Origin of the sequence: Streptomyces sp. 6-11-2 (assembly GCF_006540305.1) — a bacterium.
Classification (GTDB): domain Bacteria; phylum Actinomycetota; class Actinomycetes; order Streptomycetales; family Streptomycetaceae; genus Streptomyces.
This window is the reverse complement of sequence record NZ_BJOR01000001.1, coordinates 4,379,032-4,395,911: the sequence shown is the minus strand read 5'-3', so window position 1 is coordinate 4,395,911 and position 16,880 is coordinate 4,379,032. Positions and strand designations below refer to the sequence as shown.

Genomic DNA, 16,880 nt, shown 5'->3' with positions numbered 1-16,880 from the left:
ACCAGCGAGCCGCGACGGCCGCCCGCCCGCCGCGCGGGTGTCGCGGCGGGCGGGTGTCGCGGCGGGCGGGCTCAGAGGTTCCCGCGGCGCTCCTGCTCGCGCTCGATCGCCTCGAACAGGGCCTTGAAGTTGCCCTTGCCGAAGCCCATCGAGCCGTGCCGTTCGATGAGTTCGAAGAAGACGGTCGGGCGGTCCTGGACCGGCTTGGTGAAGATCTGCAGCAGGTAGCCGTCCTCGTCGCGGTCGGCGAGGATCTTCAGCTCGCGCAGGGTCTCCACGGGCACGCGGGTGTCGCCGACCCACTGGCCGAGGGTGTCGTAGTAGGAGTCGGGGGTGTCCAGGAACTCGACACCGGCGGCGCGCATCGTGCGTACGGTCTGCACGATGTCGTTGGTGTTGAGCGCGATGTGCTGGACGCCGGCGCCGCCGTAGAACTCCAGGTACTCGTCGATCTGGGACTTCTTCTTGGCGACGGCGGGCTCGTTGATCGGGAACTTGACCTTGAGCGTGCCGTCGGCCACGACCTTCGACATCAGCGCGCTGTACTCGGTGGCGATGTCGTCGCCCACGAACTCCTTCATGTTCGTGAAGCCCATGACCTTGTTGTAGAACTCCACCCACTCGTTCATGCGGCCGAGTTCGACGTTGCCGACGCAGTGGTCGACGGCCTGGAAGACGCGCTGGGCGGGCGGCTCGACGATGGGCTTCGCGGCCACGTAGCCGGGCAGGTACGGGCCCTCGTAGCCGGCCCGCTCGACCAGGGTGTGGCGGGTCTGGCCGTAGGTGGCGATCGCGGCGAGGACGACGGTGCCGTGCTCGTCCTTCAGCTCGTACGGCTCGGTCACCGAGCGGGCGCCGTGCTCGATGGCGTAGGCGTACGCGGCGCGCGCGTCCGGGACCTCGATGGCGAGGTCGACGACGCCGTCGCCGTGCTCGGCCACGTGCTGGGCGAGGAAGGTGCCCCAGTCGGTGGCGGGCTTGACCACCGAGGTGAACACGAAGCGGGCGGAGCCGCTCTCCAGGACGTAGCTCGCGGTCTCCCGGCTGCCGTTCTCCGGTCCGGAGTAGGCGACCAGCTTCATGCCGAAGGCGGTGGAGTAGTAGTGCGCCGCCTGCTTGGCGTTGCCCACGGCGAAGACGACCGCGTCCATTCCCTTGACCGGGAAGGGGTCGGCCTGCCGGGCGGTCGCGTCGGGAGTGAGGTGTGTGGTCTGCGTCATAGCGGAAGCGTCACCCGGTCTCGCAAGGTGCGCAATAGTTCGCACATTCACTGGGCAATGTGCTCGGTGAAGGCGGCGGTCCTTCGGACTTTCTGTACAGGATGACCATTCGGGAGGCGGGACGCGTGGCGATCGATCATCTGGACGGCCGCATCATCGTGCTGCTGGCGCGCGAGCCGCGCGTCGGCGTGCTGGAGATGTCACGGCGGCTGGGGGTGGCGCGGGGGACGGTCCAGGCGCGTCTGGACCGCCTTCAGGCGCGCGGGGTGATCCGCGGCTTCGGGCCGGAGGTGGACCCGGCGGCGCTCGGCTATCCGGTCACGGCGTTCGCGACGCTCCAGATCCGGCAGGGGCAGGGCCCGGACGTACGGGCCCATCTGGCGACCGTGCCGGAGGTGCTGGAGCTGCACACCACGACCGGCACCGGCGACATGCTGTGCCGCCTGGTCGCCCGTTCCAACGCCGATCTCCAGCGCGTGATCGACCGGGTGGTGGGGTTCGAGGGCATCGATCGGGCGTCGACGGCGATCGTCATGGAGAACCCGGTGCCGCTGCGGATCATCCCGCTGGTGGAGCAGGCGGCGGAGGAGGAGTGAGAGGGGCTACTTCCAAAGAACCTGTTGCAAAGCCTTCTTTGCAACGCTATCTTTGTATGCATGGCCGAACCCCTGGACCCTCGGGTCCGCCCTCTTGATGCCCGCTCGCTGCGTGGTCTGGCACACCCCCTGCGCATGCGGCTGCTGACCGCGCTGCGGCGCGGCGGGCCGGCCACCGCGTCCCAACTGGCCGCGAAACTGGGTGAGTCCAGCGGTGCCACCAGTTACCACCTGCGTCAGCTCGCCGCGCACGGCTTCGTCGAGGACGCGCCCGGGCACGGCAAGGGGCGGGAGCGCTGGTGGCGGGCGGCCCACAGGGGCGAGAGTTTCGACGACACGCTGCTGAAGGACCCCGACCCCGAAGTACGCGGCGCCGCCGACCTGTTCATGCACGAGGTCGCGAACCAGCGCACTCAGGAGCTGGCGACCTGGCTCGGCACGAGGAGCGACTGGTCCGAGGCATGGACCCGCGCCGCGGACATGAGCTCCTGGACGCTGCGCCTCACGCCCGAACTCGCCCTCGAACTCATCGAGAAGATGCACGAGCTCGTGGAGAGCTACCGCGCCCTGGCCCCCGCCGACGGCACCCCGGACACCGAGCAGGTGCGCGTCCACTCGCACGTCTTCCCCACCCACACGGACTGAGAGGCCGCCCCATGCATGCCGAGACCCACCTCATCCTGCACCGCACCCGCGCCGCCGAACTCCAGGCCCAGGCCACGGGGCACCACGCTGCCGCCCAGGCCAGGCAGCCCGGCGCCCTCCGTACCCAGCTCGGCTGGACCCTCGTTGACCTCGGCCTGCGTCTTGCCGCCGCTCCCAGGACGGCCCCTGCCGTGTCGGCGGTCTAGTGCTGTGGCCGGAAAGGTTTGCCGGGAAGCTCGCGGCGTCCGGTGCCGGGGGCACCTCCCACGCCGTTCAGGCAGTGGGGGAGCATCGCAAGGCGGAGCATTGCCCGCGTACTGGATGTACTCGGGTGATGCGACAACGCGGCGTGGGGGTACCCCCGGCCGAAGGCTGGGGGAGTGCCGTGCCGGGCGCCGCGAGCCGGTGAACCTTTCCGGTCACAGCACTAGCAGCTCGGGACCGTGCCCTTGCCGTTCTCCAGGGCCACCAGCGCGCCGACCGCGCCCTTGAGGGTGGTCACCGGGACCAGGCGCAGGCCCTTGGGCAGTTCGGCCTTGGCGTCGGCGCACTCGGCCTTCGGGACCAGGAAGACGGTGGCGCCGTCCCGGTGGGCGGCCTGCGTCTTGAGGGCCACGCCGCCGACCGCGCCGACCGTGCCGTCGGCGTTGATGGTGCCCGTACCGGCGATGGTGCGGCCTCCCGTGAGGTCGCCGCCGTTTCCGTCGCCGTGGAGCTTGTCGACGATGCCGAGGGAGAACAGCAGACCCGCGCTGGGGCCACCGACGTCGGCGAGCTTCAGCGTGACCTTGACCTTCTTGTCGCTGACGCCGAGGTACTTCAGGGCGGCCCGGGTGGCCGCGTCCTGCGACTGCCTCATCTGCTCCGTGTTGTGCTGCTCGATCTCCTTCAGACTGTTGCCACTCGGGTAGACCGCGTCGCGCGGCATGACCGCCCGGTCGGTGGCGAACCAGCCGTCGATCACGTCCCCCAGCGAGACGTTCGCGTCCGGGCCGGTGGCCTCGATGGTCGTCATACGGAGCTGACCGCTCGTGCTGCGGGTGGGGGCGCCGGAGATGGTGATGACCTGGGTGCCCTTGTTCTCCCCGAGCACGTTCGCCGTCATCCCGGGCTGCGCCACCGAGAACGGCAGCGGCGCGAACACCGCCGTGGCGATCAGAGCCGCGACGGGCACCGCACAGACGGCGAGGGCCTGGGAACGTGTGAGACGAGAGAGCACGGGTTCAATCTATCCCCCGACCGATGTCCGGCCACCTGGCAGCCGTTCCCGGCGACCGGGGGCGGTGGCGCCGCCGGTGGCCGGGACGGGACGGGCTCGCCGCCACGGCACGGGCGGGCTCGGCGACGCGGCACCAGTGGGCCGCCGGCACGGCACGCGGTGCGCCCGCCGGCACAGCAGGAGGTGGACCGCCGGGACAGCACGGGGTGGGGGCCTGGCGGGACAGCACGAGGTGCGCCGTCGGCACAGCACGAAGTGCGCCCACCACCACGGCACGAGGTAGGCCACCGCCACGGCACGCGGCGAGCTGCCGGGAGCGCGGGGTGTGCACCGCCGGCACAGCACGACGTAGACCGCCGCCCATGCGCACAGTGCGCCCGTCGGCACCGCACGAGCCGGGCCGGCGGGACGGCACGAGGTGGGCCGCCGGGGCGGCGCCCCGTGGCAGTGGCTAGCGGAGGGCCTCCGCCACCTCGCGGGCCGCGTGTACGACGCGTGGGCCCACGCGTTCCGGTACGGAGTCCGCCAGCATGACGACCCCGACGCTGCCCTCGAGGCCCGTCACGCCGAGCAGCGGTGCCGCCGCCCCGCAGGCCCCGGCCTCCAGTTCGCCGTGGGTCAGGGTGTAGCCGGGGTCCACGGCCGGCTGCCGGCGGGCCGCGAGTATCGCCTTGCCCGCGGCGCCCCGTTCCAGGGCGTGCCGGAAACCGGCCCGGTAGGCCACGTGGTAGTCGGTCCACGTCGGTTCGACCACGGCGACGGCCAGCGCCTCCGAACCGTCCACCAGCGTCAGATGCGCGGTCGCCCCGATGTCCTCGGCCAGCGACCGCAGCGCGGGCAGCGCCGCCTCCCGTACCAGCGGATGCACCTGGCGGCCCAGCCGCAGCACTCCCAGCCCGACCCTGGCGCGGCCGCCCAGATCGCGGCGGACGAGCGTGTGCTGTTCCAGGGTGGCGAGCAGCCGGTACACCACGGTCCGGTTGACGCCCAGTTTGTGCGACAGCTCGGTGACGGTCAGCCCGTGGTCCGTCTCGGCCAGCAGTTTGAGGACTCGCAGTCCCCGGTCGAGCGTCTGGGAGGTCTCCGCGGTCACGACGCCCACTCCTTAGTGGTGAGGTCGGCGGCCCTCTTCGCGTCGGGCACGTCCCCGGGTCCCGTCGGTGACGTGCGGCAGAGGCCACCGATCGGCCGGCGGTCCGGGCCGTCCCGGACTGAAGTCGCTTCACGGCTGCGCTCCGCGGCGGCGCTGCCACGGTGCGTCGGCGTAGCGGGACATTAGCGAAGCCGGTTCGCTGAGCGGAAGCCTCCGTCCAGAATCCGGTCACCGTCCGGTACGGAGTGCGGTGTTCATCCCGATACGTACTCCGGCGGTGCCGTCGGACCACGCATCAGGAACGCGTGGCGGCACCCCCGTGTCACTTCATCCGCGTCGCCCACTCCTGCACCTTGGCGATGCGCTGACGCAACTGACCCGCCGTCGCCTCGGCGCTGGGCGGGCCGCCGCACACCCGGCGCAGCTCGGTGTGGACGACCCCGTGCGGCTTGCCGCTCTGGTGGACGTACGCGCCGACCATCGTGTTGAGCTGCCGGCGCAGCTCCATCAGCTCCTTGTGGGTCACCACCGGCCGCCGGTCGGCGGGCAGTTCGAGGAGGTCGGCCTCGGTGTCGGGCCGCTTGCGGCTGTGCGCGATCTGCCGGGCCTGCCGCTTCTGCAGCAGCATCTGCACCTGTTCGGGTTCGAGCAGGCCCGGGATGCCGAGGTAGTCCTGCTCCTCCTCGCTGCCCGGGTGGGCCTGCATGCCGAACTCGGCGCCGTCGTAGAGGACCCGGTCGAAGACGGCGTCGGACTCCAGCGCCTCGAAGGGCAGCATGTCCTCCTCGCCGGTGTCCTCGTCCTGCTCCCGGTTCGCCTCGTCCATCTCCTTCTCGGACTCGGCGTACGGGTCCTCCTCGCCGTCCTTCTTCGGCTTGTCGAGGGCGTGGTCGCGCTCGACCTCCATCTCGTTGGCGAAGGTCAGCAGGTCCGGGACGGTCGGCAGGAACACGGAGGCGGTCTCACCGCGCCTGCGGGACCGTACGAAACGGCCGACGGCCTGGGCGAAGAAGAGCGGGGTGGAGATGGTGGTGGCGTACACCCCGACCGCGAGCCGGGGCACGTCGACGCCCTCGGACACCATGCGGACGGCGACCATCCAGCGGTCCTCGCTGCCGCTGAAGTCGTCGATCCGGTTCGAGGCGCCGGCGTCGTCGGAGAGGACGAGTGTCGCGCTGCTGCCCGTGATCTCGCGGATCAGTTTGGCGTAGGCGCGGGCGGAGTCCTGGTCGGAGGCGATGACCAGGGCGCCCGCGTCCGGAATGGCCTTGCGGACCTCGGTCAGCCGCTGGTCGGCGGCGCGCAGCACGGCCGGCATCCATTCGCCGCGCGGGTCGAGCGCGGTGCGCCAGGCCTGGCTGACGGCGTCCTTGGTCATCGGCTCGCCCAGCTTGGCAGCGATCTCGTCGCCCGCCTTCGTGCGCCAGCGCATGTTGCCGCTGTAGGAGAGGAAGATGACGGGCCGGACGACGCCGTCGGAGAGGGCGGAGCCGTAGCCGTAGGTGTAGTCGGCGGCCGAACGCCGGATGCCGGCCCCGTCCTCCTCGTACGTCACGAACGGGATGGGGTTGGTGTCGGAGCGGAACGGCGTACCGGTGAGGGCGAGCCGGCGGGTCGCGGGCTCGAACGCCTCAAGGCACGCCTCGCCCCACGACTTGGAGTCGCCGGCGTGGTGGATCTCGTCGAGGATGACGAGGGTCTTGCGCTGCTCGACGCGGTTGCGGTGCAGCATGGGGCGAACGCCGACACCGGCGTACGTGACGGCGATGCCGTGGTACGACTTGCCGAGCGGGCCCGCGCTGTACTCCGGGTCGAGCTTGATGCCTATCCGCGCGGCGGCTTCCGCCCACTGCTTCTTCAGGTGCTCGGTCGGCGCGACCACGGTCACCTGCTGGACGACGTGGTGGTGCAGCAGCCAGGAGGCCAGCGTCAGCGCGAAGGTCGTCTTTCCGGCGCCGGGGGTGGCCACCGCCAGGAAGTCGCGGGGCTGGGTCTGGACGTACTTCTCCATCGCGCCCTGCTGCCAGGCACGCAGCTTCCCGGCGGTACCCCAGGGGGCGCGACCGGGGAAGGCGGGCGAGAGGTGATGCGAGTGGGACGAGCTGGCGGCGGTAGTAGTCACGGTCTCCGGTTCGCTGTGCTGGGGGCTCGGCTACGTATGACGACCGGGCCACCCTACCGGCGGCCCGCCGGTGTCAACGCGCCGACGGCACGGCGTCACCCGGGGATGGGACTGAGGTCACATCCCCTCGTGAAGGCACCTCAGCCGCCTGGCGATCAGGCCACGGACCGTAGTCGCCGCGTCACCCACGCCCCCGTCAGCGCCACCGCCGCCATCGGCAGGAAGACCACCGCGAACGCCGCCGGGTGGGAGGCGGAGGCGGTGGTCGTGGTGGTGTGGGCCACCGTGCCGCCGCCCAGCGCGGCGAAGGCGGCGCCGCCCGCGGCGAGCAGGACGACGTTGGAGAGGGCGTCGGAGATCTGCAGGGCCGCGGAGTTGGTGCCGGCCTCCTCAGGGGCGGACAGCCGCAGCAGCAGCACGCTGGTGGAGGCGATGACCAGGCCCATGCCGAAGCAGCCGAAGGCCCAGGCGACGGCGACCGTCCAGACCGGGACGGCCTCGATCAGCACACTGGGCGCGGCGGCGATGGCCGCGGCCACCAGCACCATCCCGAGGGTCATCAGCCGCTCCCGGTGCTGCGCCATCCGCGGCCGCGACTGCACCCACGAGCCCAGCGCCCAGGTGACCCCGCCCGCCGCGAGGGAGAACCCGGCCAGCGTCGGGGACAGCCCACGCTGGGTGACGAGCATCAGCGGCACGAAGGACTCGGCGGCGACGAACGAGCCCGCCGCGACCCCGCGCAGCAGCACCACGGACGGCAGCCCGCGCGCCGCCCGGTACGTGCCGCGCGGCAGCAGCCCCCGCACGGCCGGGACCAGCAGCGCGGCCCCCGCCACCCCGGGCAGCAGCGACAGCCAGCGCAGGTCCTGCGCCGCGTACTGGAGCAGCCCGGCGCCCAGGGAGATGCCGAGGGCGAGCCGGATGCGGCGCAGGTCGAAGGAGGACCGCTCAGCGCCCTCCCCGGCGTCCTCGCCCACCGGGCCGCCCGCCCGCCGCCGTATCTGCGGCAGGGCGATCGCCAGCGGGAACACCACGAGCACCGGGATGCCGACGAACACCCAGCGCCAGCCCAGGTGTTCCGTCACCGCGCCCGAGGCGAGCGGGCCGACGATCGACGGGACCACCCAGGCCGCCGCGAACGCCGCCATGATCGACGGGCGCAGCCGCTCGGGGTAGGCCCGGCCGACGACGACGTACAGGGCGACGATCACCAGGCCGCCGCCGAGTCCCTGCACGGCCCGCCCGGCGATGAACACCCACATCGTGCTCGCCGTCCCCGCCAGCAGCAGCCCGGCCACGAACGAGCCGATCCCCGCGGTCAGCGGCGCCAGGGGCCCCCGGCGGTCCGACCACTGCCCGGAGAGCACCATCGCGAACAGGCTGGTGGTGAAGAACCCCGAGAACGCGAACGCGTACAGCGACACCCCGTCCAGTTCCCGCGCCGCGACGGGCATCGCCGTGCCGACGGCGGTCGCCTCGAAGGCGATCAGCAGGACGACGGAGACGATCCCGATGCTCAGCGCCCGGTGGTTGCGGCTCAGCACGGTGTCGGTCGCCACGTCGTGGGGACCGGATCTGTCAGAGATGTCCGCGACCTCGGTGTCGCGCGGTTCCAGGGCGCTCATGGTCGCCAGCGTAAGGTGCGCAGTCCACTTTGGCCCCTGTCGGGAGTCGGCCCGCGGCCGGGACCTTGGTCGTAGGCCGTACGACCGAACGATTCAGCGGCGGGTGGCCCGGCGGCGCAGGAGCCAGAGGGTGAAGGCGAGGGTGGAGACGTCCTTGGTGAGGGGGGCCGGGGCGGCTTCGGGGCCGGTCCAGATGAGGACCGCGCCGGTGGTGCCGTCGACCAGCAGGCTGCTGCCGCCCGCGAAGCGGCCGAGGCGTATCAAGTGGTGGGCGCGGGCGGGGAGTTCGTCCGGCCAGAGGTCGTCGGGGCACTCGTCGGCGCAGAACTCGGCGAGCGTCGGCAGGGGTACGTCGGTGTCGGACTGGAGGAGTACGCCGTCCTCGGGCAGGCCCGTGTCGCGCAGGAAGCGGCGGGTGGGCTCGTGGGTGAGCGTGGCGGGGAAGTCGACTTCCTCGTAGCGCGCGATCCGGCCGTGGCCGAACTCACGGTGCAGCAGGCGGGCGCGCAGGTCGAGGGTCAGCCCGGAGGCGGTGCCGGGCCTCACGGCCGGCACCGCCGCGCGGACACGGGCCGCCGGGCGGGTGGGAGCCGCCGCCGGGCGGAACGCGAACTCGCCGTACCCACGGCACAGATCGCGGCCCGCCTCGGGCAGGGTGATCACCCTGACAACGGTGTCGGTCGTGCTCATCGCTCCCCCGTGCGGTTCGGTTCAGGTTCCGGAACGGACGGCGTCCCGGGCTGGGCGGTCCGGGCGCCGCGCTTCGGGCGACGGCCCTTTCCCCACTGCCCGAAGACTACGCCCCCTCACTGACAACGCCTCAGAACGGAAGACGCCGGGCGGGCGCCCGGCGTTCCCTTCCGGCCCGGGCAACCGCGGGCGAACACCGCTCACTGCGTGGTCACGACCGCGGCCTGCGGGCGGATCGGCAGACGGTTGACGGGACGGCCCGTGGCGGCGCGCACCGCGGAGGCGACGGCCGCCGGGGAGGTCACCACCGGTACCGCGCTGACCGCCTTCGCGCCGAAGGGGGCGACGACGTCCCGCTCCTCGACCAGTTTCACGATCCGGACGTCGGGCGCGTCCAGGGCCGTGGGCAGGGCGTAGCCGGTGAGGTCGGGGTGGCGGACCAGTCCGCGCGGGGTGCGCAGGTTCTCGGTGAGGGCGATGCCCACGCCCTGGGTGACGCCCCCCTCGATCCGGGCGGCCAGCTGGGCCGGGTTGAGCACCCGGCCCACGTCCTGGGCGAGGGCGATCTCCACGACCCGTACCGAGCCCAGTTCGATGTCCACGTCCACCACCGCGCGGATGGCGCAGAAGGCCAGGCCCACGAAGGCGTCTCCCTGGCCCGACTCGTTCAGCGGCTCGGTGGGGTGCGGACGGCACTGGGCGGTCGCCCACAGCTCCTTGCCGTCCAGCGCCTCCGTGACCGTGGTGGACAGCACGCCGTCGTACGACGTGATCTTGCCGTCGGTGATCTGGAGCAGCTCGGTGGACATGCCGAACTTGTGGGCGAGCGGCTGGAGGAGCTGGGTGCGGACCATCTTCGCCGCGCGTTCCACCGCGCCGCCCGACACCCAGGTGTGGCGGCCCCGGCACCCCGCGCCGGCCGACGGCTGGTCGGTGTCGACCGGGGCCACGTGCACCTCGTCGATGCCGAGCGTGTCCTGGACGATCTGCCGGGCGAGCGTCGTGAAGCCCTGGCCGGACTCCACCGCCGCGCACAGCACGGTCGCCACGCCGCCCTGGACCCGCACGGTCGCCGTGGAGACCTCGTCGGCGCCCTCCGCGCCGAGCATGTGCACCATGCCCAGGCCGTAGCCCACGCCCCGGCGCACCGCGCCCGGTTCGCCCGCTCCCTCGAGGCCGCCGGGCAGCAGCCACTCGTCCTCGGGGACGTCCTTGGGCAGCTGCGGCAGCGGGTGGTCCCGTACGGCCTGGAGCAGTTCGGCGACCGGGGCCGGGCACGTCACCGTCTGGCCGGTCGGCAGCACGTCGCCGGTCGCCATGACGTTGCGCAGGCGCACCTCGGCCGGGTCCAGGCCGAGCTTCTTGGCCAGCTTGTCCATCTGGGCCTCGTAGGCGGCGCACACCTGCATCGCGCCCTCGCCGCGGACATGGCCGGAGGGCGGGTTGTTGGTGCGCACGGCCCAGCCCTCGATGAAGGCGTTCGGGACGACGTAGGGGCCGCAGGCGAAGGACACGGCGGCGGCGAGGGCGTCGGAGGAGGTGTCGGCGTAGGCACCCGCGTCCAGCAGGATCTGCGCCTCGACCTTGACCAACGTGCCGTCGGCGTCGGCGTGGTGGCGGTAGCGCAGGAGCGTCGGGTGGCGGTGGGTGTGGCCCAGGAACGACTCCTCGCGGGTCGCCGTGAGCTTCACCGGGCAGCCGGTCCTCAGCGCGAGCAGGCCGAGCGGGAGCTGGAAGCCCTGGTCCTCGCGGTCGGCGGTGGCGCCCGGCACGCCGGTGACGACGATCTTCACGCGCTCGGGTTCCAGTCCGTAGCAGGCGGCGAGCGCGTCGCGGTCGGTGTGCGGGTCGGTGGAGGCCAGGTACAGCTCCACCCCGCCGTCGGGGCGGGGCACCGCGAGACCGGCCTCGGCGCCGATGGGGGCCGGGTCCTGGCGGCCGATGCGGTACAGGCCCTCGACGACGACCTCACCGGCCGCCTCCGGGTCGCCGTGGCGCAGCGGGATGTGCCGGATCAGGTTGCCGTCGGGGTGCAACGGCTCGGCTTCGAAAGCCTGTTCGGGGTCGGTCACCGGGTCGAGCACCTCGTACTCGACGATGACGGCGGCGGCGGCCATCCGCGCGGTGTCCGGGTGGTCGGCGGCCACGGCCGCGATGGGCTCGCCGTGGTGGCGTACGACCTCGGAGGCGAACACCGGGCGGTCGGGCGTGCCGCGGCCGTACACGGGGCGGCCCGGGACGTCCTCGTGGGTGACGACGGCCCGTACGCCGGGCATCTCGCGCGCGTGTGCCGTGTCGATGGACACGATCCGCGCGTGCGGGTGCGGCGAGCGGAGTACGGCCGCCCACAGCAGGCCCTCGGCCCACAGGTCGGCCGCGTACGGGAAGGTGCCCTCCGTCTTGGCGCGGGCGTCGGCGGCCGGCAGTGAGGAGCCGAGACCGTGCGGCAGGGGTTCGGGCGCGGGGGCGGTCTCCGCGGCGGCGGTGGCGGCTTCGTTGCTCACGCCTGGCCTCCGTCCTGGCCGTAGGGGTCGTGCGGTGCCGGGGTGTCGAACGCGGAGGGGTGGACCCCGCCGGCGCCCGGACCCGCCTGGTGGGGGATGCGCGGCTCCTCGGCCTCCTGCTCGGCCTCGTCCGCCGCCGTGTGCGCCTCGCGTTCGGTGACGACCTCCTTGACGGCCTGGAGGACGCCCCGGTAGCCCGTGCAGCGGCACAGGTTGCCGCACAGCGCCTGGCGGGTCTCCAGCTCGGTCGGGTCCGGGTTGCCCTCCAGCAGGTCGTGCACGGTCATCGCCATGCCGGGCACGCAGAAGCCGCACTGGACCGCGCCGCACCGGGCGAGCGCCCGCTGCACGTCCGAGGGCTGCCCGTCCACGGCCAGTCCCTCGATCGTGCGCACCTCGCTGCCGGCCGCGGTGACCGCGGGCACCAGGCAGGAGGCGACCAGGCGTCCGTCGACCTGTACGTTGCAGGCGCCGCACTCGCCCTGCGAGCAGCCGTCCTTGGCGCCCGCGAGTCCGAGCCGCTCGCGCAGCACGTACAGCAGCGACTCGCCGATCCAGGCGTCGGTGACGGGCCGGTCGGCGCCGTTGACGCGCAGCACGTACGAGGCGAGCGGGTGCTCGTCCTGCGGGGGCGCGGGAAGCGGGTCCTCCTGGGTGGCGGTGTCCGGCTGTCCGGCGTCCGGGTCCGGGCCGGTGGCCGCGCCGTCCGGGGTCGCGGAGCCGGAGCCCGTGACGGGCTCTCCGGCGGCCCGGGAGGACGGCTGAGCCTCCCGCGGCGAGCCGGGCCGTGCGGGCGGCCCGGCGGGCCCCTCGGCGGCCTCCACGGCCCCTCGGGGGCCTTCGCCGGCCTCGGTCGCGCCGGAGACCGGCCGCGGGGAGTCCGCGTCGGACTCCGCCGGGGACGCGGACCGGGGCCGCGAGGCCTGCGCGCCTTGTTCCGCGCGGAGTTGGGCTTGCCGCTCCGCCGGGGAACCGGTGGCGCCCCGCCCGGGTACGGCGGCCACGCCCTGCCCATGCGGAGCCTCGGGTCCCCGAGCGGCGGCGGTGTCCGCGCCGGGTCCGGTCACGGTCGGCGGGAATGGCCGGGCGGCCTCCGACGCCGACCCCTCGGCCGCGTGCTGGACCCCCGCCGGACGGCCGTCCGCACGGCCCGCGCCCGAAGCCGCCGGCTCGCCCTCGCGCGCACCGCCCGCCGAAGTCCCGGCCCTGTACGCGTCCTGGACCGCCCCGGCACCGTGCGCGCCCGCGCCGGGCCCTCCGGCCGGGGAACCACCACCGGTCGTATCGCCCGCAGCGGGAGGTCCCGGCAACCGCACGTCCGCGCGCGAGCCGTCCACCGTCGTCCCGTACGCGGCTTCCGCCGCCCCGGCACCGTTTCCGCCACCGCCCGGCCCACCGACCGGGGAACCACCACCGGTCGTATCGCCCGCAGCGGGAGGTCCCGGCAACCGCACGTCTCCACGCGCGCCGTACGCCGCCTCAGCCGGCCCGGCACCCTGCCCGCCCGCGGCCGGCCCTTCGGCCGGGAACGCGGCACCGGTCGGGCCGTCCTCGTAGGTGTGCGCGGCCGGTGCGCTCCCGTGCGGGTCGCCCGCCGGGGGCTCGCCGGGCCGTCCGGGCGCCTCGGCTCCGGTGCGGGGGCGGCTCCAGGCCTGACCGACCTCCTCCGTGGCCCACGGGGCGGCCGCGCCGCCGGGGAGGGTGGTCGGAGGGGTTCCGCCCCACTGCTGGACCAGCGACGACGTGGTGAACTCGCCTGATTCGTCCGGGATGTCACCCCCGGCGACCGGGATCGACCACTGCCCGGTCACGTCCTGTCCGGGCGCGGGAGGGGCCTGAGCGGCCGGGCCCGCCTGGGCCTCGTCGAAGTTCCACTGCTGGGTGGCCTCCGGACGGTACGTGAACCGGTCGTCCGCGCCCGCGTCCTGCGGCACGGCGTTCGGGTCGGGCCACTGGGTGCCCTGGGCGGGCACGCCCGGCACGGCCCAACCGCCCGTCCCCACCGGGTCGGTCGCCTCCTGCGGGGCGGGCGTGACCGCTATCGGCGGCGGCACGTACCCGTGGCCGGGCGCCGCGAGCGGGCTGTCGGCGGCGAGGAGGGCGTCGATACCGCCCTCGGGCAGCTTCACGAACGCGGTGGCGCCGTCGTCGTACTCGCCCTGCGGCAGCGGGTCCCATCGGCCGCCGCTGCCCGGCGTGCCCTCCGCGTGCTGGTCGTCGGTCACGACAGCGCCCTCCCCAGTGCTCGTCGGGCCAGCGCGGCGACGGTACGCCGCAGGTGCAGTACGGCGGGCGGAAGCTGCTGCACGGAGCCGTCCTCGGCGGGAACCGGATCGGGGATGCAGGCCGCGGCCACGTACTCGCCGAAGGCGTTCTGCGCCTCCGGGACGATCACGCGGCCGTTGTCCCAGTCGATGAGCTGGGCCACCCAGTGTTCGGCGTCCAGCGGCCGCAGCGGCATCGGCGCTATGGCGCCCACCGCGCACCGCACCCCGCGCCGGGCCGGGTCGAGGACCAGCGCCACGGACGCGACCGCGCGGCCCGGTCCGGTGCGGCCGGTCGCCTTGAGGAAGACCTGCGGCGCGTGCAGCAGCGGCACGCGCACGTAGCCGATGAGCTCGCCCGCGCGGAGCATCTCCACGCCGGCCAGCAGATGCGACACCGGGATCTCCCGGCGGGCTCCGCCCGGGCCCGCGATGATCAGGATCGCCTCCAGGGCGGCCAGCACCGGCAGCGCGTCCCCGGTGGGGGCGGCGGAGGCGATGTTGCCGCCCAGGGTGCCCGCGTTGCGGATGTGCGGCGGGCCGGCGGCGCGCGCGGCGGCGGCCAGCGCCGGGATCAGCGCGGCGAAGTCGGGGCGCCCCATGCGCGCGTGGGTGAGCCCGGCACCGAGCAGCGCGTGGCCGTCCTGGTACTGCCAGCCGCGGATCTCGCTGATCCGGCCGAGGCCGACCAGCGCGGTGGGCCTGAGCTGCCCGGAGTTGACGGCGGCCATGAGGTCGGTGCCGCCCGCCACGGGCACCGCGGCGGGCATGGCCGTGAGTGCCGCCACCGCCTCGTTCAGCGTCGTGGGCAGCGTGACGGCCTGCGCCGCCTGAGGTGCGTGCGTGGTCAAAACCGGCTGCCCCTTCCCGCTGCCCCCGCTGGTCCCACCTGTGCTGCCGTACGGTACGTGCTGACAGGGCGGACGTGGCAACTCTGGCACATCTTCGCAGGGCCCGAAGACAGGGGTCCGCTAGGTGGCATTCGCCCACCTCATCGGGGACATGGTCCGATTTGGCACACCATCACCGGTGCGAGCGAATTCCCACTCTTCGCTGACACTTGCGACCTTTTTCCGGCACCTGTTCGAGACGGCGGGCGGAGCCGGCCGGTCCGCCGCCTCCCGCTACCTCGGCGGCGGACCGTCGAGGGGTCGCCCGAGGATGCCGGGGCGCCGCTGCCACGGGTGCGGCCCGGTGGGCGGCCGGTAGCGGACGCCCAGGGCCTCCAGACGCCCGTAGTGGGCGGTCATCCGCCGCTCGAAATCCGCGAAGTCCCGTTCCGCCGGGGCGGGCAGGGCACTCCAGGCGACCTCGGCGAACGCGGCCAGCCTGGGGAACGCCTGGTAGTCCACGCGTGCCTGATCCTCCATCACCTCGGTCCACACGTTGGCCTGCGCGCCCAGCACATGGCGGGCCCGGGCCCCGTCCAGCTCCGGGGGGACCGGCTCGAACCGGTAGACGTCCTCCAGGGTGCGCACGAAGCCGATCGGCACGGGCTCGTCCTCGCCCGGGGCCTGGCGGTGGTCCAGGTACACCTCCTGCTCGGGGCACATGACGACGTCGTGGCCGGCCCGCGCGGCGGCGATCCCGCCCTCGTACCCGCGCCAGGACGACACCGCGGCCCCCGCCGCCAGGCCGCCCTCCAGGATCTCGTCCCAGCCGATGAGCCTTCGCCCGCGCGCGGTGAGCCAGGCGTCGAAGTGGCCGACGAACCAGGCCTGGAGCTCGTCCTCGCCGGCCAGCCCGAGTTCCGCGATCCGCGCCTGCGCGGCCGGCGAGGCCCGCCACTGCTCCTTGGGGCACTCGTCACCGCCGATGTGGACGAACCCCGAGATCCCCGACCCGTTGGACGTCACGGCGTCCGCGGGGAACAGTTCGAGCAGTTCCTCGAAGACGCCCTCGTAGAAGCGCAGGGTGGTGTCGGTGGGGGCGAGGACGTTCGGGTTGACGCCCCAGTCGTCCCAGACGGTGAGGGCGGCGGTGTCGACGACGTCGGTGTTGCCGAGTTCCGGGTACGCGGCGATGGCGGCCTGCGAGTGCCCGGGCACGTCGATCTCGGGGACGACGGCGATGTGCCGCTCGGCCGCGTAGGCGACGATCTCCCGGATGTCGTCCTGGGTGTAGTGGCCGCCGTGCGGTTTGTCCTCCCACAGCGGGGACGCCCGGTGGCCGAATCTCGTCCGCGCCCGCCAGGAGCCGACCTCCGTCAGCCTCGGGTACCGCTTGATCTCGATCCGCCAGCCCTGGTCGTCGGTCAGGTGGAAGTGCAGCACGTTGAGTTTGTGCGCGGCCATCAGGTCGAGGTAGCGCAGGACGCCGTCCTTCGGCATGAAGTGGCGGGCCACGTCGAGCATCAGGCCGCGCCAGCGGAAGCGGGGGGCGTCCTCGATCACCCCCGCCGGGACCGCGTGGGCGGCCTCCGGCCGTACGGGGGCGCGCCGGAAGGCGTCGGGGCCGAGCAGTTGGCGCAGGGTCTGCGCACCCCAGAACACCCCGGCCGGGGAGCCGCCGCGGATCTCTGCACCCCGGCCGGCGACGGCGGCGAGCCGGTACGCCTCGGGTTCCAGGGAGTCGTCCAGGCGCAGCCGTACGGAGTCCGGGTCGTCCTCGGCGCCGGGCGGGAAGGGCAGGCCGAGGGCCGCGCCGAGCGTGCCGCGCAGCCAGCGTTCCGTGCCGCCGGTGCCCTCGGCGGCCCAGAGGGTGGTGCCCCGGTCGAGCGGGACGGCGCGGTCCGGGGAGACGGCCGCGGCGCGCGGGGCCGGAATCACGTCGGTCATGCCACCCATGGGTAGCGTCGGCCGCGACACGGCGCAACGAGCGTTGCACATCGTGCACGGGCCGTCCGACGACACAGGCCCCCGAGGCACGTCGGAGCGTGCCTCGGGGGCCCTGCGAGTCTCTG

General features: G+C 73.7%; 13 protein-coding genes. 3 read left to right on the top strand and 10 right to left on the bottom strand.

All coding sequences use genetic code 11. The annotated features are described in order from the left end of the window. Window positions 1-71 precede the first annotated feature (71 nt). A complete protein-coding gene (gene hppD / locus TNCT6_RS19275; protein WP_141360538.1) occupies window positions 72-1,220 on the bottom strand; it encodes a 4-hydroxyphenylpyruvate dioxygenase in 1,149 nt (382 codons plus the stop codon). Window positions 1,221-1,345: 125 nt separating this feature from the next. Between hppD and TNCT6_RS19270 the strand changes: the two genes are divergently transcribed. Genes TNCT6_RS19270 through TNCT6_RS19260 form a run of 3 tightly spaced genes read left to right on the top strand, consistent with a single transcriptional unit; the run spans window position 1,346 to window position 2,667 of the window. Beyond that, window positions 1,346-1,816: an Lrp/AsnC family transcriptional regulator gene (locus TNCT6_RS19270; protein ID WP_172632955.1), complete on the top strand. Its 471-nt coding sequence runs from the start codon at window positions 1,346-1,348 to the stop codon at window positions 1,814-1,816. A gap of 60 nt (window positions 1,817-1,876) precedes the next feature. Then, window positions 1,877-2,461, top strand: coding sequence for a transcriptional regulator (locus TNCT6_RS19265; RefSeq protein WP_141360537.1), 585 nt, complete (start codon window positions 1,877-1,879; stop codon window positions 2,459-2,461). An 11-nt stretch (window positions 2,462-2,472) separates the two neighbouring features. Next, window positions 2,473-2,667, top strand: a complete 195-nt coding sequence (locus TNCT6_RS19260; RefSeq protein WP_141360536.1) for a hypothetical protein — start codon at window positions 2,473-2,475, stop codon at window positions 2,665-2,667. Between the two features lie 221 nt (window positions 2,668-2,888). On the opposite strand, the gene TNCT6_RS19255 is transcribed toward TNCT6_RS19260, so the two are convergent. The 9 genes from TNCT6_RS19255 to TNCT6_RS19215 form a co-directional block, all read right to left on the bottom strand. Further along, window positions 2,889-3,680, bottom strand: coding sequence for a S16 family serine protease (locus TNCT6_RS19255; protein ID WP_141360535.1), 792 nt, complete (start codon window positions 3,678-3,680; stop codon window positions 2,889-2,891). Window positions 3,681-4,131: 451 nt separating this feature from the next. After that, on the bottom strand, window positions 4,132-4,773 hold the full coding sequence (locus tag TNCT6_RS19250; RefSeq protein ID WP_141360534.1) for an IclR family transcriptional regulator: 642 nt from the start codon (window positions 4,771-4,773) through the stop codon (window positions 4,132-4,134). A 322-nt stretch (window positions 4,774-5,095) separates the two neighbouring features. After that, window positions 5,096-6,895: a DEAD/DEAH box helicase gene (locus tag TNCT6_RS19245; protein WP_141360533.1), complete on the bottom strand. Its 1,800-nt coding sequence runs from the start codon at window positions 6,893-6,895 to the stop codon at window positions 5,096-5,098. Between the two features lie 155 nt (window positions 6,896-7,050). Then, window positions 7,051-8,520 (bottom strand): MFS transporter, encoded by a 1,470-nt coding sequence (locus TNCT6_RS19240; protein ID WP_141360532.1) that lies wholly within the window; start codon window positions 8,518-8,520, stop codon window positions 7,051-7,053. 93 nt (window positions 8,521-8,613) lie between these two features. Beyond that, complete coding sequence (locus tag TNCT6_RS19235) at window positions 8,614-9,210, bottom strand: SUKH-4 family immunity protein (RefSeq protein WP_141360531.1); 597 nt, start codon at window positions 9,208-9,210, stop codon at window positions 8,614-8,616. A 200-nt stretch (window positions 9,211-9,410) separates the two neighbouring features. Beyond that, window positions 9,411-11,714 (bottom strand): xanthine dehydrogenase family protein molybdopterin-binding subunit, encoded by a 2,304-nt coding sequence (locus TNCT6_RS19230; RefSeq protein ID WP_141360530.1) that lies wholly within the window; start codon window positions 11,712-11,714, stop codon window positions 9,411-9,413. Then, window positions 11,711-13,939, bottom strand: a complete 2,229-nt coding sequence (locus TNCT6_RS19225) for a 2Fe-2S iron-sulfur cluster-binding protein (RefSeq protein ID WP_141360529.1) — start codon at window positions 13,937-13,939, stop codon at window positions 11,711-11,713. Before TNCT6_RS19225 ends, TNCT6_RS19230 begins: the two co-directional genes overlap by 4 nt. After that, window positions 13,936-14,829: a xanthine dehydrogenase family protein subunit M gene (locus TNCT6_RS19220; RefSeq protein WP_141360528.1), complete on the bottom strand. Its 894-nt coding sequence runs from the start codon at window positions 14,827-14,829 to the stop codon at window positions 13,936-13,938. Before TNCT6_RS19220 ends, TNCT6_RS19225 begins: the two co-directional genes overlap by 4 nt. A 273-nt stretch (window positions 14,830-15,102) precedes the next feature. Further along, the gene (locus TNCT6_RS19215) at window positions 15,103-16,755 is read right to left on the bottom strand and encodes a beta-N-acetylhexosaminidase (RefSeq protein ID WP_253266160.1); all 1,653 of its coding nucleotides are present in this window, start codon (window positions 16,753-16,755) and stop codon (window positions 15,103-15,105) included. Between the last annotated feature and the right edge of the window lie 125 nt (window positions 16,756-16,880).